Genomic DNA, 18924 nt, shown 5'->3' with positions numbered 1-18924 from the left:
GCATGACGAGCGCAGCGCAACCCCTTTCCGGCCGCGTGGCGTTCGTGACGGGCGCGGGGCGAGGGCTCGGCTTGGCGATTGCGCGCGGGCTCTGCCAGGCGGGGGCTCGCGTGGCGCTCGCCGACATCGACCTTGCCAGCGTGGAAGCGGTGGCGAAAGAAACCGGCGGGCTCGCGCTGGAACTCGACGTGCGCGACGAGACCGGCTTCTCCGCCTGCTTCGACAAGGCCGTGGCGCACTTCGGCGCGGTCGACGTCATGGTCAACAACGCGGCCCGAACGCCGACAACCTCGCTCTGGGACATCACGCCCGAGGAATGGGACGACGTGCTCGCCATCAACCTGCGCGGCAGCTTCTTCGGCTGCCGCATCGCCGGGCGGCACATGTGTGGGCGCGGCGCGGGCCGCATCGTCAACCTCGCATCGATGGCGGGGCAGCAGGCCAGCGCGGCGACCGGCGCGCACTACGCGGCCAGCAAGGCGGGGCTGCTGGCGCTGACGCGCTCCTTCGCGCAGGAGCTGGCGCCGCATGGCGTGACGGTGAATGCGCTGGCCCCGGCGGCCATCCAGAGCCCCTTGCTCGAGTCGCTGGACCCCGCGCGACGGCAGGCGCTGCAGGCCGGCATTCCGATAGGGCGCTTCGGCTTGCCGGAAGAAGTGGCGGCCGCCGTGGTCTATCTCGCGTCCCCGGCGGCAGCCTTCATGACCGGTGCCACGCTGGACCTGAACGGTGGCCGTTTCATGCGGTGACAACCGGCATCCGTCCGCGCCGCTAAAATGATTCAGAACTAAAACATTCAGGTATGCACTCAAATTCACTGACTGGCCGCCACGCACTCGTGACAGGTGCCGCGCGTGGCATCGGCGCCGAGATCGCCCGCACCCTTGCCGCCGAGGGCGCCGTCCTGACCCTGCTGGGGCGTGACCGCGAGGCACTGCAGCGCGTTGCAGATTCGCTGGAGGGCACCGGGCACGGCGTAGCTGCTGCCGATGTGGCGAATCCGGAGGCGGTGCAGGCCGCTTTCGCCGAGGCGCGCGCCGCGCGCGGGCCGGTCGCGATCCTCGTCAACAATGCGGGCGCGGCCGAGAGCGCGCCCTTCCTCAAGACCTCGTTCGATCTCTGGCAGCGGATGCTGTCGGTCAACCTCACGGGCAGCTTCCTGTGCGCGCAGGCCGCGCTGCCCGACATGCTCGATGCCGGCTGGGGCCGCATCGTCAACATCGCGAGCACGGCCGGTCAGAAGGGCTACGCATATGTGGCGGCCTACACCGCGGCCAAGCACGGCGTGGTCGGCCTTACGCGCTCGCTGGCGCTGGAGGTGGCACGCAAGGGCATCACGGTGAATGCGGTGTGCCCGGGCTATACCGACACCGACATCCTGCGCAACAGCGTGGCCAACGTGGTCGGCAAGACGGGGCGCAGCGAGGCCGATGCGCTGGCGGAGTTCTCGAGCGTCAATCCGCAGCGCCGCATCGTTCAGCCGGCCGAGGTGGCCGATGCCGTGCGCTGGCTGTGCGGTGCGGGCGCCGCGTCGGTCACGGGGCAGTCGATCTCGGTTTCCGGAGGAGAAGTGACATGACGCGCAACGACGCTTCCCACGCCGCGCTGAGCGATGCCGAAGAACTGGGCCACGAGGCGCGCGCGGGCCATGAAGATCACGCGATGCTCAAGCTGTGGCTGCGCATGCTGGCCAGCACCACGCAGATCGAGGCCGAGATCCGGCGCCGGCTGCGCGAGCGCTTCGGCATCTCGCTGGCGCGCTTCGACTACATGGCGCAGCTCTACCGCTACAAGGACGGCCTGAAGATGCGCGTGCTGTCGCGCTACCTGATGGTGACGGGCGGCAACGTCACGGGCCTGACGGACGAGCTGGAGCGCGAAGGCATGGTGGCGCGCGCCCCCAGCCCCGACGACCGTCGCGCGTGGATCGTGAGCCTCACGCCCACGGGCCGCCGCACCTTCGAGACCATGGCTAGCGAGCACGAGCAATGGATCCTCGAGATGTTCTCGGGGCTCGACATGAAGACGGTCAAGCAGCTGCACACGCAGCTCGGCCTGCTGCGGGTGCATGTGATGCGCGGCGAGCCTTCGGGCGAGGAGGGCTGAGCATGGGCGAGGGCACCGAGTTTTGCCGGCCGCGGCTGATCCGTTTCTCGGATTGCGATCCGGCGGGAATCGTCTTCTATCCACAGTACTTCGTGATGCTCAACGGCCTCGTCGAAGACTGGGTGAACGAAGGCCTCGGGCTCAGCTATCACGGGCTGGTGGCGCAGCGGCGAATCGGCCTGCCCACCGTGAAGCTCGAAGCCGACTTCCGCGCGGTGAGCCGCATGGGCGACCAGGTGATGCTCGGTCTGACCGTGGAGCGGCTGGGCTCGCGCTCAATGACGTTGCGCGTGCGCTGCTTCGATCCGGTCGACGGTGAAGTGCGCATGCAGATGCAGCAGGTGCTGGTGACTACGTCGCTCGAAACCCATCGCGCGGTTGCCATTCCGGACGACATGCGCGCGGCCATCGTGCGCAACGCGCCGGAATTGGGCTGAGCCTTCGCTCTTAGGGCGCGGGCTCGCTGCCGGACGCTGCGTCCTGCGCGCGCTTTTTCAGCCAGCCGGTGAGTTCCTTCTTGCCCTTGGCATTGGCGCTGCGCCATGCCTCGCGTGCCGCCGCGATGAAGCGCTCTTCCGCCGCGTCCGGCACTTCGCTGGGACGGTCTTCCTTGTCTAGCCAGCCAGCTTCCACGTCGCAGTGCCGTTCGATCTGCCGCGCCAGGTTGTCGCCGATGGGCCGCGAACTCTTGATCTGGCTCCACATGCTGGGAGAGATTTCGATCTTCTTGGCGAACGCCTGATCCAGCCCCTTGGCAGGCAGGCCCGCGGCAACGGCCTCTTCGAGAAAACGGCGATGAAGCGCGAGGGCATTGCGGCGACGCGCGACGGTGATATTGGGCACTGTTCAAAAACAACAACAAGACAAAAAAAGATTGTCCCGGTTGTTGACGTCGCCGTAAACACTATTTACAGTTGTCTTCATTCGCGGCCCAAGCCGTCCCTTTTTTCCAACCCCTAACGGCCGACAGCGGCAATTTTTGACCCAGGAACCATCGTGAACATCGCATTGACCTTCACCAGCATTCGACCCGCCTCGGGCCGATCGCTCGTGCGCGTCTGGGCGTGCGGTGGTTTCGGCGACATGCCGTCGACCCGACTGAATCAGCACCAGAGCCACGTGTATTCCACGAAAGCCGCAGCCAGCCTGCGCGTTGGAAAAGTCGAGGATCAGGTGCTACCGGGTGGAGGTTGCGCGTAGGCGCATACCTTCCAAGCTCTCTCATGCAGAGGCCCGGACACCGAAAGGTTCCGGGCCTTTTTGTTTTGTTTGTTGCCGGCCGTGCTTGGCCATTCCGGGTGTGCCTTCACCACACCGCCAGAGTCCACCGCGTAGACGGTCTGGCGGGATGTGCAGGAATTGATCACTCCTGTGCAGCGACGTCGTACGGGGCAGCGCCCAGCGCTGTCCGTCGCGTGAGGACACAACCGGAATGGAAAGCGGGCGGGCAAATTTCGATCCCTGTTTTCAACCCGCGTTAGCTCAATGGATCAGAGCACTTGCCTACGAAGCAAGGGGTTGCACGTTCGAGTCGTGCACGTGGGGCCAGTTTTTCTGTTTGCTGTCACATCAACCAAGGAGCCGTCATGCGCAAGCGCAATACCCCGATCCGGATGATCACCGTGCGTCCCGCACAGCCGCGCAAGCGCATGGTGCTGGCCTTGGCCCGCCGATTCGGCATCGTGACCGATGCACGGCGTGTCCCTGAAGGCGCGGATGCATCGCCTGGTCGCGAGCCTCGACTGGAGGGCCTCGATCTCGATCAGCGCGTGCGCGCAGTCGGCGAGTGGTAGAGGCTGCCTGACAGCAGGCCGCTCATGTTTCATGGTGCGCGTAGCTCAATGGCAGAGCCGCGGGTTGTGGTCCCGCTGACGACGGTTCGATTCCGTTCGTGTACCCCACCGTTTTCTGGATTTCATTCAACGTCGTCAAGACGACCATCGCCGCGAAAGGAGGCGATATATGCATCCTCACGTCCTGCAACTCGACATTCAGGGCACGCCGCAAGCCTGGATCTCGCTGGAGCAGGCGGTGTTGCACTACGCCACCGGCTCCGTGGCTTGGGAAGACGGCGACCTGCCGCTGGCGACGCTGCGCGGCGGCTTCAATGTGGCGCGCGGCGTGCAGTCTCGCGTCGAGGTGGCGCCCATCATCGCGCTGCGCGGTGCCTCGAAGATCAATCTCTTCGACGTGGTTCCGAGCGTTACCAAGAGCAAGCTGCTTCGACGCGACCGCCACACCTGCGCCTACTGTGCGGGCGTGTTCCAGGAGCGCGACCTGCAATGCGAGCACGTAATGCCCGAATCACGCGGCGGCCCGTGGACGTGGACCAACCTCGTGAGTGCGTGCGCGGTCTGCAACAACCGCAAGGCCGCGCGCACGCCGGAGGAAGCCGGCATGCCGCTGGTGTATCTGCCTTATGTGCCGAGCCGCTTCGAGAACTTTCTGCTCGAAGGCCGCAACATCCGTGCGGACGTGCACGAGTGGCTGGCGAAGCGGCTGCCGAAGGGTTCGCGGCTGCAGTAGGGGCTCGGCCGTGATGCTTGCTCCAGCCCGCGCCCATGAAAAAAGCCCGCTGTCTTCGAGGCAGCGGGCTTTGCCATATGCAGTGTGCGGGTCAGCGCCCGACACCGAAGAAGCGGTATGCGATCACTCCTGCGGCTGCAATTCCCCCCACGATGACGGCAATCACCTTGGCGGTGCGGCCATTGCCGCGCCGCGAGCGAGGCCAATGGTCCGGGCCGATCAAGTCGATGGGTACCGTGGGTTTGCCTATGTCGGAAGCCTTTTCCATGGCAAGAAATATAGCCGACGCCCGAAGCCGCATGCCGCTGCCGGTCCATTCTGTGGCTCCCTGGCGTCGCTGCCGATGCAGGCTGCGAGCAGGCAAAAAAATACCCGCATGAGCGGGTCTGAACGAGCTTTTGAGCTTCGAGTTTGTTTCCCTGTCGTAATGTTCTTGTGATGCGTGACAGCCATTGCAAGATGCCATGCGACATAGGTGGCTTTTGTAGGTTGCGTCCCGGCGGGGCGCAAGAAGTCGACAAATGTGTGGAATATTTCCTTATGAACAAAAAAATCGTTCTCGAAGGTTTGGCTAAAGCACTCGAGAGTTGGGTCCGCAACGCCTCGGCGGCGCAGCTCTGGCAGGTGCATCAATCCGGTGGTTTGGGTGCGTCCATCGATATGGACGAAGACATCGTCCGGGTTCGTGTCACGCTGGGCGGCCCGCGCAACGCGCTGTCGGATCTCGGCAAGACCGACGGGCGCTTGCCGGTGACGGAGGCTTTTCTTGGCGGCAGCAACGCGGCTTGGGGCACGCCGCCATTGCAGGGCAGTCTTGCGCGCGAGCAGTGGTTCCTTTCGAGTGAACTCGCTCAGGAGCACGCACGCCAGTACCTTGCGGCTGAGATCGGTGAGCAACAGGAGGCACTCATGCGATTTCTCGATGACTGGGCCGCCGGGCAAGGCGCCGCGTCCTGAGTTTGTCGGTGCGCGCGATGTGACTGTCTTTTCTCTCGGGCGCGAATTACATCGCGGGGATGTGAACCTCCTCGACGCGCAGGCTCGTGAAGGGCCCTGTTCTTTGCGGTTGATGCGTCGGCTGCAAAACTCGTCCTAGTTCATAGCCGCGCCCATACACCGTGTGCAGGATGAAGCCGTTCTCCCTGGACAGGGCGAGCTTGCGGCGTATGCCCGACATGCAGACATCGAGCACGCGGCTGTCCTTGCGCGTCACGCCGGTACTCCAGAGCAGCGAGAGTATCCAGTCCCGCTCCAGCAACTGGCCGCTGTTGCGGAAGAGCAATAGCGCGAGTTCGAACTCGCGGGGCTTCAGTCGCACCTCCTGATCGTCGTTCATGACCACGCGGTTGGGTCCGAGAAAGCGATAGCAGCCAAACACGAGATCGACGGTGCGCGCAGGCGGCGCGGGCGACACCTCGACGCGGTGGACGAGGGTGCGTATGCGCCAATCGAGGTCGAGATCGCTGATTGGCCAGACGATGAAGTCGATGGCGTGATTCTTCGAAGCTTCTTCCCGCACCGCGACCAATTCGTCGACTGGCATATGGCGCGGTGCTTCGTTGACGACCAGGAGTGCTGGAACATGAAGCACCTTGCACATGGCAACGAGACCTGTCCATCCTCCCTCGCCCTGCAGCGTCAGCAGGAGCAGGCCGAATTTCCTGCCGCTCCCCAGCGCTACCAGGAAATCGGCACCGCTGTCGAATGTCGCGGATGCATGCCCCATGGACCGAAGCTTTTCGGTAAGCAGCACCGCCTGTACCTTGTCGCAGCCCACGAGCGCGATGGGCTTCATTTCCGCCAACTGGTTCATTGCCAGTTCCCCCTGTCAATAAGTTTTCGATCGAGCCATGCCGGCGTGCGGTTTGCAGCACCGGGCCTATATCGACTGCTTTCGAGGAAGCGGTCGATGGCTTGAATCTCCACTTTTCATTGCGTTCGGAAAAGGTTGGGACGAGACAGCAATGGGTTCCATTCGGCCAAACGCTCAGACTTGTTCAGTAAGGTCTGAGCATTTGTGAAGAAAGTCATGCTTGGCGGGAGGGACCCATGCGACGAGATCTGCAAGGCAGAGGGGCTCAGGCCTCTTGGCGCTGGTGCGTACATCGCCACCACCTAATATGGCGGCGGGGTGCGGGCCCACATCCCGGCTGGACAACTCGACCGGAACAGCTTGGACGCCTTCCCCCGTTTGCCATCAAGGTGGGCAAGCAAGGCGCGCGCGAGTCACGCGCGGCGCGGTTGGATGCGCGATGGCGATCCGAGAGGCACGCACGCAAGAACAGACCTGGCGCGCCCGCGCCGATGCCGTCCGTGCAGCCAGCGCGGCGCCCATCGCTGCCGGTGGAAGGCCACCAGCTGAAGCCGCCTTCGATTTGCCCGCCAGCTTATAGCTAGGACGCTGGCACGAGTTGTACGTCTTGCGCGGGATCCTGATGGAGGATCATTGCCCAGGTCAATTCGAAGCCCATCAGTGCCTTGTCCGATACGGGACTTGCTTCAAGATGAGCCTGAGAAAACTGCCGCTGTTGCACAAGTTCTTGTGCGAGCAGGTTGGGCTGGGGGTGAGTCTTGATGAGCGCTCTCAGAGCTGCCGTAAGCGCCATCTCTGTTCCGAGAAGGTTCGCAGCTGAAGCGGTTGCAGTTGCCTCTTCCGGTGTGGCCATTTTGTCCTACCCTTGCGGGCTCCGTGTTGAGGACTTATGACTGTACTCCAAGAGCAGGCCCGAGCGGTGCACCCGCTTTGCGACTGCTTGGCAGTGCCGACCGGCATAGCACGCACGCCAATGAAAAAGCCCGCACAAGGCGGGCTTTGAGAATGTGGTCGTGAACTCTTACGCGGTCCACGCTACGGCAAATTCTTTTGCATGAAGTCATTTTTGTTTTCTTCGTCGTAGTGACTTCGACGCGCTGGTATGGGGTTCAGCTTGCCCGGAGGACAGCGCTCAGAACCATTGAGCGTTGCAGGATTGTACCCGACCGCCAGTCTTTGATCGGGTTGGGCGTCAGCGTGGCCGGTAACGTAGTCCATGGTGCCGGACTTCACGGCAATCATCGCGTCATCGAGCAAGGGGCACTGCCCGCCGCCTCGGCCGACTGCGCCACCTCAATTTGAGGCCGCCGTTGCGTTGTGATGCGCGGCTTTCAGATAGGCCGGAAAAGAAAAAACCTCCCAGTCTTTCGACGGGAGGCTTCTCTGTTTTGCGGAGCACGTTTCGCGATTGCGGAACAGTGCTTCTTAAGAAATAGCGCGAGAACCGCGCAGTTCCTAGTGTTGGTGGTGGGCCCTGAGTGACTCGAACACTCGACCTACGGATTAAGAGTCCGCTGCTCTACCAACTGAGCTAAGAGCCCTTGCTTTGAAAACGTTTAGTGTTTTCTGGCAAGACCACGAGTATATCCCAGATTTTGATCTTGTCCAAAAAATTTGTGAGTCGCAGCGTTAGGATTCGCCACACCCGACGGGCGAGGCCCTTCAACCAGGAGAATTTCGATGAGCGATGCAAGCACCACGTCCCATGTCTTGATCACCGGCGCCGCTGGCGCACTGGGCCGCGCAGTGGCCCAGCATTTCCTTGACCAAGGCGCGCGCCTTGCGTTGGTCGACCATCATGCAGGCCGGCTCGCCGAGGTCTTTCCGGGCCTCGACAACTCGCGGCACCTGCTGCTCGCGGGCGACGTGACCTCGGCGTCCGGCATGGCCGGCCTTGCCGCGCAGGCGCTCAAGTCCTTCGGGCAGATCGATGCGCTCGTGCACATCGCGGGCGGTTTCGAAATGGGCGAGGCCACGCATGCGCTCTCGCGCGATAGCTGGGACCGGATGATGAATCTCAACGCATGGTCGTTCGTTGCTGTGACTCAGGCTGTGCTGCCTTCGATGATCGAACGCCGAGCAGGCAGCGTCGTGGCCGTGACGGCGAAGGTCGCCGCGCGCGGCCTGCCGGCAATGGCCGCGTACATCGCTTCGAAGAGCGCGCTGCAGCGGCTGGTGGAAGCCATGGCGGCCGAAGCGGCACCGCACGGCGTCTGCGTGAACAGCGTGGCGCCGAGCGTGCTCGACACGCCCGCGAACCGCCAAGCCATGCCCGACGCCAATCCGGCCGAGTGGGTGTCGACCTCGGTCGCCGCGCAGACCATTGGCTTTCTTGCGTCGCCGGCGGCCGCCGCGCTGCACGGCCAGCACCTGACGCTCGACACCTGAGCCGCAAAAGGAAAAGGCCCTGGCGGATGCCAAGGCCTTTTCAGTATCGGTTGGTGGAGAGGATGAGGATCGAACTCACGACCTCCGCATTGCGAACGCGGCGCTCTCCCAGCTGAGCTACCCCCCCAACGCAGGGCAAATTTTAACCAGAACCGCGGTTTTGGAACATGCCGCCGTGCCAAGATTCGCGCCTTTCGAAGCACTGAGAAAAGAACCGCATGGCCTCGTACGAACCCGCCTGGCTGGAAGGCATGTACAACAACCTTGCGCGGGTGAAAGACCACCCCGCGTACTTCCAGCGCTGGGCGCGCGACTCCGCCGCCGCGCGCGACACCTTGCCCGCCCGGATAGACATTCCCTACGGCAGCGGCACGAACGAAACGCTCGACGTCTTTCCGGCGCCCGTGCCCGACGCGCCGGTGCTGGTCTTCATCCACGGCGGCTACTGGCGCGCCATGGACAAGAAAGACCACTCTTTCATCGCCCCGGCGTTCAACGACCGCGGCATATGCGTGGTCCAGCCCAACTACGCGCTTTGCCCCGGCACGCCGGAGCAGCCGGTGACCGTGCCCGGCATCTTGATGCAGATGGTGCGCGCGCTGGAATGGACGTGGCGTCACGTTGCGGCCTACGGCGGCGACCCCTCTCGCATCACCGTTGCGGGCCATTCGGCCGGCGGCCACATGGCGGCGGCTTTGCTGTCGTGCGACTGGAAAGCGGTCGCGCCCGATCTGCCAGCGCAGTTGGTGTGCAACGCGCTGTCGATCTCCGGCCTCTATGACCTGCGTCCGTTGCAGCACACGCCGTTCCTGGTGAACACGCTGAAGCTGACCGATGCTGACGCCTTGCGCGCCAGCCCGGCGCTGTGGCCCGCGCCGAAGCGCGGCCAGCTCTATGCAGTGGCCGGCGGCGAGGAGAGCGAGGAGTTCATCCGCCACAACGCGATGATCCGCGAGGCGTGGGGCCGCAACACCGTGCCGGTGTGCGAAGTGCTGCCGGGTCTCAACCACTTCGGCGTGGTCGATGCGCTCGCCGACCCGGCCCACGCATTGCACCGCCATGCGGTGCATTTGCTCGAAGCCTGACCGGCGTGGCGCGGCAGCGCAGGGCGCTTACATCAGCAGGTGTTCGCCCGCGTTGTCGCCGCCCAGCGTGACGTAGTTGACCTTGCGGATGTCCATCAGCGTGCGGCCGCCCGCATAGCTGATCGAGCTTTGCACGTCCTGCTCCATCTCGACCAGTGTGTCGGCCAGCTTGCCCTTGATCGGCTCGAGGATGCGCTTGCCTTCGACGTGCTTGTATTCGCCCTTGTTGAAGTCGCTGGCGGAGCCGTAGTACTCCTTGAACAGCGTGCCGTCGACCTCGACCGTCTTGCCCGGCGATTCTTCATGGCCCGCGAACAGCGAGCCGATCATCACCATCGACGCGCCGAAGCGCACGCTCTTGGCAATGTCGCCGTGGTCTCGGATGCCGCCGTCGGCAATGATCGGCTTGGTCGCCACGCGGGCGCACCACTTGAGCGCCGACAACTGCCAGCCACCCGTGCCGAAGCCGGTCTTTAGCTTGGTGATGCAGACCTTGCCCGGGCCGATGCCGACCTTGGTTGCGTCCGCGCCCCAGTTCTCGAGGTCGATCACCGCTTCGGGCGTGCCGACGTTGCCGGCAATCACGAAGGCCTTCGGCAGCTTCTGCTTCAGGTAGCCGATCATGTTCTTCACGCTGTCGGCGTGGCCATGCGCGATGTCGATGGTGATGTATTCGGGCGTCAGGCCCTCGGCCACCAGCTGGTCGACGGTGTCGTAGTCGGGCTTCTTCACGCCGAGCGAGATTGAGGCGAACACGCCCTTGCCCTGCATGTCCTTGACGAACTTGACGTTGTCGAGGTCGAAGCGGTGCATCACGTAGAAGTAGCCGTTCTGCGCCAGCCACAGGCAGATCGACTCGTCGACCACCGTCTTCATGTTGGCGGGCACCACCGGCAGGCGGAAGCTGCGCTCGCCCAGCGTCACGCTGGTGTCGCACTCGGAGCGGCTCTCCACGCGGCATTTGCGCGGGAGCAGAAGAATGTTGTCGTAGTCGAAGATTTGCATGGCCAGGCTCCAGAAAGGAATCGTTGAAGGGAACGAAAGAGCGCTTGGTCCGGCCGGTTTTCGTGGTGCGTTCAGCAAAGAAAACGCCCACAAAAAACCGGGCGCAAGAAACTTGGGCCCGGTGATTGATTTTACGCGGTCTTGCGAAGCCGGGTCTTCCGCTTCTTCGTATAACCAGCATACGCAGTGGTTTCTACAATCGGAGGATGTTGTTTAACGATCCTGCGGCTGACGCCCACTCCCCGAATCCTTCGGACCTGCCGCTGCTCAAGAACCTGAACGCGGAGCAACTGGCCGCGGTCACGTTGCCCGCAGGCAACGCGCTGATCCTCGCGGGCGCCGGTTCCGGCAAGACCCGCGTGCTGACCACCCGCATCGCATGGCTGCTCCAGACCGGGCAGGTGTCCGCCGGCGGCATCCTCGCCGTGACCTTCACGAACAAGGCCGCCAAGGAAATGATGACGCGGCTGACGGCCATACTGCCCGTCAACGTGCGCGGCATGTGGATCGGTACCTTCCACGGCCTGTGCAACCGCCTGCTGCGTGCGCACTGGAAGCTGGCCAACCTGCCGTCCACCTTCCAGATCCTCGACACGCAAGACCAGCTCTCGGCCATCAAGCGGCTGATGAAGCAGTTCAACGTCGACGACGAGCGCTTCCCCGCCAAGCAGACCCAGTGGTTCATTGCCGGCGCCAAGGAAGACGGCCTGCGCCCCGGCGACGTCGAGGTGCGCAGCGACGACGACCGCAAGAAGGTCGAGCTCTACCAGCTGTATGAAGAGCAATGCCAGCGCGAAGGCGTGGTCGACTTCGGCGAACTCATGCTGCGCAGCTACGAACTGCTGCGCGACAACGATCCGGTGCGCGAGCACTATCAGCGGCGCTTCCGCCACATCCTGATCGACGAGTTCCAGGACACCAACCGCCTGCAGTACGCGTGGATCAAGATGCTCGCCGGCAACACGGTCGGCGGCCAGTTCGAGCCCGGGCGTGACAACAGCGTGATTGCCGTGGGCGACGACGACCAGAGCATCTATGCGTTCCGCGGCGCGCGCGTGGGCAACATGACCGACTTCGTGCGCGAGTTCGACGTGCGCCACCAGATCAAGCTGGAGCAGAACTACCGCAGCTACAGCAACATCCTGGACTCGGCCAACGAGCTCATCAGCCACAACAAGAAGCGCCTGGGCAAGAACCTGCGCACCGACCAGGGTCCGGGCGAACCGGTGCGCGTGTACGAGTCGACCACCGACCTGGCCGAGGCGCAGTGGATGGTCGAGGAAATGCGCCAGCTCGCGCGCGACGGCTTCGAGCGCAAGGAAATGGCCGTGCTCTACCGCAGCAATGCGCAGAGCCGGGTGATCGAAACCGCGCTCTTCAATGCCTCGGTGCCGTACCGCGTGTACGGCGGCCTGCGCTTCTTCGAGCGCGCAGAAATCAAGCATGCGCTGGCCTACCTGCGCCTGCTCGAGAACAAGGACGACGACACCAGCTTCCTGCGTGTCGTGAACTTCCCGCCGCGCGGCATCGGTGCGCGCACGCTCGAAACCCTGCAAGACGCGGCCCGCGCGGCCGGCCGTTCGCTGCACGACGCGGTGAGCGTGGTCGGCGGCAAGGCGGGCGCCAACCTCACCGGCTTCGTCGCCAAGATCGATGTGTTGCGCGAGCAGACGCAGGGCGTGAGCCTGCGCGAGATCATCGAGCTGGTGCTCGACCACAGCGGCCTCGTCGAGCACTACAAGGCCGACCGCGAAGGCGCCGACCGCATCGAAAACCTGGACGAACTGGTGAACGCAGCAGAGAGCTTCGTCACGCAGGAAGGCTTTGGCCGCGATGCGGTGGCGTTGCCGGTCGACGAACTGCGCCAGTCGCCCGCGAGCCAGGGCATCGACCTGACGCGGCCGGTGATCGACGAGCCGCTCGCGCCCGACGCCGAAACCGGCGAAACGCTGAGCCCGCTGGCTGCGTTCCTCACGCACGCCGCGCTCGAGTCGGGTGACAACCAGGCGCAGGCCGGGCAGGACGCGGTGCAGCTGATGACCGTGCACGCCGCCAAGGGCCTGGAGTTCGACTGCGTGTTCATCACCGGCATGGAAGAGGGCCTGTTCCCGCACGAGAACTCGATGAGCGACTTCGAGAGCCTCGAGGAAGAGCGCCGCCTGATGTACGTGGCCATCACCCGCGCCCGCAAGCGCCTGTACCTGAGCCACTCGCAGACTCGCATGCTGCACGGCCAGACCCGCTACAACGTCAAGAGCCGCTTCTTCGAAGAGCTGCCCGAGGGCGCGCTCAAGTGGCTCACACCCAAGAACCAGGGTTTCGGTGGCGGCACTTCGGCCTTCGGCTACGGCGGCGGCTACGGCAGCACGCGCGGTGGAGGAGGGGGCGGTGGCGGCTACGGCGCCAACAGCTACGGCGGCGGCAGCCGCGACAAGGACACCTTCGCCAGCCCGCCGGTGCCGCCGCAGAAGACGGCGCCTTCGCACGGATTGCGTTCGGGCATGCAGGTGTTCCACAACAAGTTCGGCGAAGGCACGGTGACGGCCCTCGAGGGCACCGGGGACGACGCGCGGGCGCAGGTCAAGTTCGCGCGGCATGGCGTGAAATGGCTGGCCCTGTCGGTGGCCAAGCTCACGCCGATCTGAGGTTGCTACTAAAGCTATAGCTAACAATCCAGGCTGCTCGCGGCGCCGTGCCGCCCTGGCTGCTGAACCGCCGTAAACTCCGCACTCGCCAAACAAGGGGAGTCAGGATGTGGTTCATAGGCATCATTGCCGGCCTGTTCATCGGGGCGCTGTTCGAATCGGTGCCCGTGGCGCTGGTGCTCGCGGTGGCTGGTGCGTTCCTGTTGCCGCGGTTGATCGGCAAGAAGAAGGCCCCGCCGCATCGCACCGAAGCTGAACGCATCCCGGGCCAGGCTCCCGCGGACCCTGCGGTCGCCGATGGCGGCATGATGAAGCTGCAGCGGCGCGTGACGGAGCTCGAACAGCGGGTCGCCATGCTCGAGCGGCGGCTGACGCAAGGCGCGGGCGATATTGCAGTGCAAGCCACTGAACTGCCTGCGGTGCCCGAAGTCACGCTGGCCGAAGTGCCATTGCCGCCAGCCCAGCCCTTGGAGGTGCAACGGCCGCAAGTCGCCGTCGTGCAGGTTCCGAGGCCGGAGGCCGCACCCGAGCCGGCCGCTCCGGCAATTCCGGTCGCCAAGCCGCCGGTAGCCGCCCCCGCACCCGTGCGCCGCCCGCCGCCTCCACCCCCGGTCCCGCTGCGAGACCGTCTCCCCGCGCCTATTGCGAACCTGATCTTCGGCGGCAACATGCTCGTCAAGCTCGGCGTGCTGATCCTGTTCCTTGGACTGGCTTTCCTGCTGCGCTACACGGCCGAACGCGTGACCGTGCCGATCGAATTGCGCTACGCGGCGGTGGCGCTGGTCGGTGCCGGCCTGCTGGTGCTGGGTTGGTTGCTGCGCAACAAGCGCGCGGGCTATGCGCTGATCCTGCAGGGCGCGGGTATCGGCGTCTTCTATCTCACGACGCTCGCGGCCATGAAGCTCAGCGGGCTGCTGCCCGCCGGCGTCGGTTTCGCATTCCTGTTCGGCGTGGCGGTGCTGAGCGCCGCGCTGGCGGTGCTGCAGAACGCGCCGGTGCTGGCGATCGTCGCGGCGCTCGAGGGCTTCGCCGCGCCGGTGCTGGCGTCCACCGGCTCCAACCAGCCGGTGGGGCTCTTCACCTACCTGCTGGTGCTCGACATCGGCATCGTGCTCATCGCCTGGTTCCGGGCCTGGCGCGTGCTCAACCTGATCGGCTTCGTCGGCACCTTCACGCTGGCCGCCGGCTGGGCGCACAAGTACTACACCGACGACCAGTACGCGACGGTGCAGCCCTTCCTGATCGTCTTCTTCCTGCTGTTCACCGCCATCGGCCTGCTGTTCGCGCGCCGCACGCTGTTCGACGCGCCGGTGCAGCCCGCCCAGCCGCTGGCCACCCGCGCGCTCGACACCCTGCGCCGTGCGGGCCGTGTCGACAGCTCTCTGGTGTTCGGCACACCGATGGTCGCGTTCGGCATGCAGGTCCTGCTGATGCGTCCGTGGGAATACGGGGCTGCGTTCTCGGCGATGGCGCTCGCGGCCTTCTACCTCTTGCTGGGGCGGCTGGTGTTCGCCACCCAGCCCAAGGGGCTGGCGCTGCTCGCGGAGGCCTACGCCATCGTCGGCGTGATCTTCGGCACCCTCGCGATTCCGCTGGGCCTCGAGGGGCAATGGACCGGCGCGGCCTGGGCGGTCGAGGCCGCTGGCATGTACTGGCTGGGCGCACGGCAGCAGCGGGTGTATGCGCGCGCCTTCTCGTTCGTCGTGTTCGCCGGCGCCGTGCTGAAGCTGCTGGAGGCCACACGCCTTGACGCAGCGCCGGGCCATCCCTTGCTCGATGGTTCGGTGATTGGCCCGGTGCTCGTGGCCGTCAGCGCATTCGCGATGTGGGCCATCCATCGCCGCGCGAGGCTCGACGAAGGCAAGGGCGTGGAGGCCGTGGCCGGCGGTGCCTTGCCGTGGCTAGGCATGGCCGCGCTCACGCTGCTGCTGTGGCAGTGGTGGACGCCGCCTTGGGCCGCCGCCGCCACGGCAGTGCTCGCCTCGGTCACCTTTGCGGTGGCGATCCGCTTCGCGTTGTCGCCGCTCGCGCAGGTGAGCTTCGGCATGCAGGCGCTGGCGGTTGCGGGTTTCATCGCGACGCTGCACCGCACCGGCGAGATCGCCGACGGGCGCGTGCTCGAAAGCGGATGGCAGGGGGCCGTGGCTGCCACTGTCATCGCGCTCAGCGTTCTCGGCAGCGCCGCGTGGTCGATGCTGCAGGCGCATCGCGCCGCGTTGGCGCGCGGCGTGCAGCCGGTGTGGTCGACGGGCAATGTGCTCGGCGTGCTGGCCGGCGTGAGCCTGCTGCATCTGGCGATGCTGTTCCAGTTGAGCCTTGCGCAAGCCGCGCTGCTGTGGCCGCTCACCGCCACGGTGGTGCTGTGGGTCGCACTGCGCATGGCGCATTTCCCGCTCGCCGCGCTGGCCGGGGTGCTGCAGGTAATCAGCGCTCTTGCATTTGGCGCTACCCAGTCGGCCGAGCTCGATGCAGCCGGCGCACCGGCCTTCGCCAGCCTGCGTTTCTGGACGCCCGTGGTGCTCGGCCTGGCCGCACTGCTGGCAGGCGACTGGCTGCGCGACGAGGCAAGGCCTCGCGTGAGCGAGCCGGCTGGCTCGGCGCGCAAGCGCTGGGCCAATGCGTGGTGCGCCATCCCTGTGGTGCTGTGGGCGCCGGTGGTCTGGGGGCTCGGCTGGTGGCTGTTCGGCATGCTGGACGAAAGCGTTCGCGTGCTGGATCGTCATGGCCTGTCGAGCCATGTGCCCGCCGCCGCGATGGCCGTGGTGCTCGTCACCTCCGCGCTGGCAGCCTTGGTTGCGCACCGCCGCGACTGGTCGCAGCTCGGCAAGGCGACCATCGCCACGTTGCCGGGCTTCGGCCTGATCGCGGCCTATTGCATCGTGGGTGGCCCGACGCTGTTCTACGTGCCGTCGAGCGCGCTGGGCTGGATCGCCTGGCCGCTCGCGCTCGCCTGGCATCTGCGCTTGCTGCGCGCGCAAAAGCAGTGGTTCGAGGCCTGGGTGCTGACGCCGTTCCATGTCGCCGGCTTCTGGCTCTTCCTGCTGCTGGCCGCGCGCGAATGCCAATGGCAGCTCGGCCGCGTCGGCGCCGAGTGGTCGAGCTGGCAACTGCTGGGCTGGGCGATCGTGCCGGCGCTGGTGCTGTGGGCGATGCGCTCGCGCGCGCTGCTGCAACGCTGGCCGCTTTCCGAGTACCGCCCCGCCTACCTCGAGTTGGCTGCGACGCCGGTGGCGGCGTACCTGCTTGCCTGGGTGTGGGTGACGAACGCCGTCAGCCCTGGCGACGCTGCACCGCTGCCTTATGTGCCACTGCTGAATCCGCTCGAACTCGCGCAATGGCTCGTGCTGTTTGCGCTGGTGCTGTGGTGGCGTGCGCTGCCGACGGCGTCGTTCGCACGCGTGCAGCCGATGGTCGCGAAGGGCGCGGCCGGCTTCACCGGGCTTGCGCTGTTGACCGGCATGGTGCTGCGCACCTGCCACCACGATGCGGGCGTCGAATGGCGCTTCGATGCGCTCTATGCCTCATGGCTCACGCAGGCGGCGCTGTCCATCACCTGGGCGGTCTGCGGCGTGGTGGCGATGGTGCTCGGCCATTCGCGCCGGGTGCGCACGCTGTGGGTGGCGGGCGCGGCGCTGCTCGGCGTGGTGGTGCTGAAGCTGTTTTTCGTCGAGCTGGCGGACCGGGGCGGCCTGTTCCGCATCGTGTCGTTCATCGCGGTGGGCGCCTTGCTTCTGCTGGTGGGGTACTTCGCGCCCGTACCGCCGAAGCGGGAAGAGCCACAGGATGCGTCGGAGAAGGCGCCAGCGGAAGGCGGGGCGGCATGAGCCAATATCGCTCATCGATGCGGACGCTTCGCGCGGGCGCCGTGCTCCTGGCCGTGATGGCTGGGAGCGCCATCGCACAACCGGCAACCACGGCGCCCATCACGCTGCAAGGCACGGGGCCGTACCACCGCCTCACGCTGCCACTGTCCATCCATAGCCGCGCCGCCTATGCCGACTTGCGCGACCTGCGGGTGCGCAATGGCGCCGGCCATGCCGTGCCCTATGCATGGCTGCGCAACGAAGCCGCGACACCGCGAACCGCTTCGCGGAACGTGCCGATCTTCGCGTTGCCCGGTGTCGATGCCAGTGCTGCGTCCGGCGATGCGGCGCTCGCCTTCACGGTGCGCCCCGACGGCTCGCTGGCGCTTGAAGGCAAGGCCGCCAGCCGGAAGGCGACCGACGCGGCCCAATGGCTCATCGACCTGAGCCGGGTCAAGGGCAGCCTGCTGCAGGCGCGCTTCGAGATCGCGCCCGACGCGCGCGGGCTGTTCGCTTTCCATCTCGAAGCCAGCGACGACCTGCGGCGCTGGCGCCCCGTGGGCGGCGAGGAGCAGCTCGTGCGGCTGTCCCACGGCGGCCAGGCCATCGAGCGCCTCGCGGTCGACCTGGGCAACCTGCGCGCGCGCTTCCTGCGCTTGCGCTGGAGCGATCCGCAGCACGGCGTGGCGCTGACCGGCGTTGGCATCGACAGCGTGCAGGAGGTCGAGCCGGTCGCGCCGCTCGAATGGTCTGCTTCGCTGAAGCCCGAGCGCTGCGCCACCGACTACTGCGACTACCTGCTGCCGCGCGGCCTGCCGGTGCAGAGCCTGCGCATCGACCTCGCCGACATCAACACCTTGGCGCAGGTGGCGATTTCGGGCCTGTCCGATCCGGTGCCCGCGTCATCCGCCCTGCCGCCGCGACCGGTGCCGCTCAATCCGCTCTATGCGCTGCGGCATCGGCAGCGCCAGCCGGTGCAACGCTCTGCCCTGGCGGACGAAGCTCCGCTGGTCGACACCGTGGTGTACCGGCTCGCGCAGGCAGGCGGCGAAGCGCGCTCGCCGGTGCTGGCGCTCGATGGAGCGGTGCATGCGCGGCTGCGGCTGCGCACCTCGGGCCCGGTGAGCGTGCTGGGTGCCACGCCGCCGACCATCGCCGTGGGCGCGGTGCCGCGCACGCTGGTGTTCCTGGCGCAAGGCGCGGCGCCGTTTTCGCTGGCATGGCGCTCGGCGCCGGAAGCCGCGGGCACCGTGGAAGGCGTGGAGCCCGGTGCACCGCTGGCGCTGTCCACGCTGATTCCGGGCTATGCGGCGGACAAGCCTGTCGCCGCCGACGGTGCATCGGTCGAGCTGCCTCTGATGAGTGTTGCCGCCGCCGTGGCGCCAGCGGTCCAGGCGCGAGCCGCTCCCGTGCAGGAGTCGTCGCGCAAGTGGTGGCTGTGGGGGGCTCTGGGTGCCGGCCTGCTGCTGCTGGCCGGAATGGCGTGGTCGCTGTTCGCGAGCCTGCGCAAGGAGAAGGAACGGGCCGCGGCCGACTGATCCGGCGATGGCCGC

19 protein-coding genes and 4 tRNA genes are annotated in these 18924 nt (G+C 66.0%); 15 read left to right on the top strand and 8 right to left on the bottom strand.

The features are described 5' to 3' along the window. Positions 1-2 precede the first annotated feature (2 nt). From ACWV14_RS23705 to ACWV14_RS23690, 4 genes are read left to right on the top strand one after another with little or no spacing between them, the layout of a single operon-like run. Entirely contained in the window at positions 3-749 is a 747-nt protein-coding gene (locus ACWV14_RS23705; protein ID WP_454904013.1) for an SDR family NAD(P)-dependent oxidoreductase, read from the top strand. 53 nt (positions 750-802) lie between these two features. Next, positions 803-1579: an SDR family NAD(P)-dependent oxidoreductase gene (locus tag ACWV14_RS23700; protein ID WP_454904012.1), complete on the top strand. Its 777-nt coding sequence runs from the start codon at positions 803-805 to the stop codon at positions 1577-1579. Further along, positions 1576-2106: a MarR family winged helix-turn-helix transcriptional regulator gene (locus ACWV14_RS23695; protein ID WP_237679327.1), complete on the top strand. Its 531-nt coding sequence runs from the start codon at positions 1576-1578 to the stop codon at positions 2104-2106. The genes ACWV14_RS23700 and ACWV14_RS23695 overlap by 4 nt, the downstream gene beginning before the upstream one ends. Before the next feature lie 2 nt (positions 2107-2108). Next, positions 2109-2543 carry an acyl-CoA thioesterase gene (locus tag ACWV14_RS23690; RefSeq protein WP_422087713.1) on the top strand — a complete coding sequence of 145 codons (435 nt, stop codon included), beginning with the start codon at positions 2109-2111 and terminating at the stop codon, positions 2541-2543. Between the two features lie 10 nt (positions 2544-2553). On the opposite strand, the gene ACWV14_RS23685 is transcribed toward ACWV14_RS23690, so the two are convergent. Next, positions 2554-2949: a hypothetical protein gene (locus ACWV14_RS23685; protein WP_422087712.1), complete on the bottom strand. Its 396-nt coding sequence runs from the start codon at positions 2947-2949 to the stop codon at positions 2554-2556. 153 nt (positions 2950-3102) lie between these two features. On the opposite strand from ACWV14_RS23685, the gene ACWV14_RS23680 reads away from it, so the two are divergent. From ACWV14_RS23680 to ACWV14_RS23660, 5 genes are all read left to right on the top strand, one after another. Then, positions 3103-3306, top strand: coding sequence for a hypothetical protein (locus ACWV14_RS23680; protein ID WP_454904010.1), 204 nt, complete (start codon positions 3103-3105; stop codon positions 3304-3306). Between the two features lie 271 nt (positions 3307-3577). Next, a tRNA-Arg gene (locus ACWV14_RS23675) sits at positions 3578-3654 on the top strand. 38 nt (positions 3655-3692) lie between these two features. Beyond that, positions 3693-3899 carry a short-chain dehydrogenase gene (locus tag ACWV14_RS23670; RefSeq protein ID WP_454904008.1) on the top strand — a complete coding sequence of 69 codons (207 nt, stop codon included), beginning with the start codon at positions 3693-3695 and terminating at the stop codon, positions 3897-3899. Between the two features lie 34 nt (positions 3900-3933). Then, positions 3934-4007, top strand: a tRNA-His gene (locus ACWV14_RS23665). Positions 4008-4068: 61 nt separating this feature from the next. Next, positions 4069-4632: an HNH endonuclease gene (locus ACWV14_RS23660; RefSeq protein ID WP_454904006.1), complete on the top strand. Its 564-nt coding sequence runs from the start codon at positions 4069-4071 to the stop codon at positions 4630-4632. A 91-nt stretch (positions 4633-4723) separates the two neighbouring features. On the opposite strand, the gene ACWV14_RS23655 is transcribed toward ACWV14_RS23660, so the two are convergent. Then, complete coding sequence (locus tag ACWV14_RS23655; protein ID WP_422087708.1) at positions 4724-4900, bottom strand: hypothetical protein; 177 nt, start codon at positions 4898-4900, stop codon at positions 4724-4726. 272 nt (positions 4901-5172) lie between these two features. Between ACWV14_RS23655 and ACWV14_RS23650 the strand changes: the two genes are divergently transcribed. Continuing rightward, on the top strand, positions 5173-5589 hold the full coding sequence (locus ACWV14_RS23650; protein WP_454904003.1) for a hypothetical protein: 417 nt from the start codon (positions 5173-5175) through the stop codon (positions 5587-5589). Positions 5590-5635: 46 nt separating this feature from the next. Here ACWV14_RS23650 and ACWV14_RS23645 read toward each other — a convergent pair whose 3' ends face one another. From ACWV14_RS23645 to ACWV14_RS23630, 4 genes are all read right to left on the bottom strand, one after another. Continuing rightward, entirely contained in the window at positions 5636-6445 is an 810-nt protein-coding gene (locus ACWV14_RS23645; protein ID WP_454904002.1) for a winged helix-turn-helix domain-containing protein, read from the bottom strand. A gap of 580 nt (positions 6446-7025) precedes the next feature. Next, on the bottom strand, positions 7026-7298 hold the full coding sequence (locus tag ACWV14_RS23640) for a hypothetical protein (protein ID WP_454904000.1): 273 nt from the start codon (positions 7296-7298) through the stop codon (positions 7026-7028). A 182-nt stretch (positions 7299-7480) separates the two neighbouring features. Continuing rightward, complete coding sequence (locus ACWV14_RS23635) at positions 7481-7663, bottom strand: hypothetical protein (RefSeq protein WP_455342718.1); 183 nt, start codon at positions 7661-7663, stop codon at positions 7481-7483. Positions 7664-7910: 247 nt separating this feature from the next. Continuing rightward, positions 7911-7986: transfer RNA gene (locus ACWV14_RS23630), tRNA-Lys, on the bottom strand. 139 nt (positions 7987-8125) lie between these two features. Between ACWV14_RS23630 and ACWV14_RS23625 the strand changes: the two genes are divergently transcribed. After that, positions 8126-8833 carry an SDR family NAD(P)-dependent oxidoreductase gene (locus ACWV14_RS23625; protein WP_454903997.1) on the top strand — a complete coding sequence of 236 codons (708 nt, stop codon included), beginning with the start codon at positions 8126-8128 and terminating at the stop codon, positions 8831-8833. 51 nt (positions 8834-8884) lie between these two features. Here the strand turns inward: ACWV14_RS23625 and ACWV14_RS23620 are convergent. Continuing rightward, positions 8885-8960 (bottom strand) — tRNA-Ala (locus ACWV14_RS23620). A 91-nt stretch (positions 8961-9051) separates the two neighbouring features. On the opposite strand from ACWV14_RS23620, the gene ACWV14_RS23615 reads away from it, so the two are divergent. Next, entirely contained in the window at positions 9052-9918 is an 867-nt protein-coding gene (locus ACWV14_RS23615; protein ID WP_454903996.1) for an alpha/beta hydrolase, read from the top strand. Positions 9919-9945: 27 nt separating this feature from the next. Here the strand turns inward: ACWV14_RS23615 and ACWV14_RS23610 are convergent, their stop codons facing one another. Next, on the bottom strand, positions 9946-10923 hold the full coding sequence (locus tag ACWV14_RS23610) for a GMP reductase (protein ID WP_454903994.1): 978 nt from the start codon (positions 10921-10923) through the stop codon (positions 9946-9948). Between the two features lie 206 nt (positions 10924-11129). Here ACWV14_RS23610 and ACWV14_RS23605 point away from each other — a divergent pair, with 206 nt between their 5' ends. From ACWV14_RS23605 to ACWV14_RS23595, 3 genes are all read left to right on the top strand, one after another. Next, the gene (locus tag ACWV14_RS23605) at positions 11130-13568 is read left to right on the top strand and encodes a UvrD-helicase domain-containing protein (protein ID WP_454903993.1); all 2439 of its coding nucleotides are present in this window, start codon (positions 11130-11132) and stop codon (positions 13566-13568) included. 107 nt (positions 13569-13675) lie between these two features. After that, on the top strand, positions 13676-17392 hold the full coding sequence (locus ACWV14_RS23600) for a DUF2339 domain-containing protein (protein WP_454903992.1): 3717 nt from the start codon (positions 13676-13678) through the stop codon (positions 17390-17392). Continuing rightward, positions 17389-18909: a DUF3999 domain-containing protein gene (locus ACWV14_RS23595; RefSeq protein WP_454903990.1), complete on the top strand. Its 1521-nt coding sequence runs from the start codon at positions 17389-17391 to the stop codon at positions 18907-18909. The genes ACWV14_RS23600 and ACWV14_RS23595 overlap by 4 nt, the downstream gene beginning before the upstream one ends. Positions 18910-18924: the final 15 nt, after the last annotated feature.

Source organism: Variovorax durovernensis (assembly GCF_977011995.1).
The sequence above is the reverse complement of the archived record's forward strand: the minus strand, read 5'-3'. Positions and strand labels throughout refer to the sequence as shown.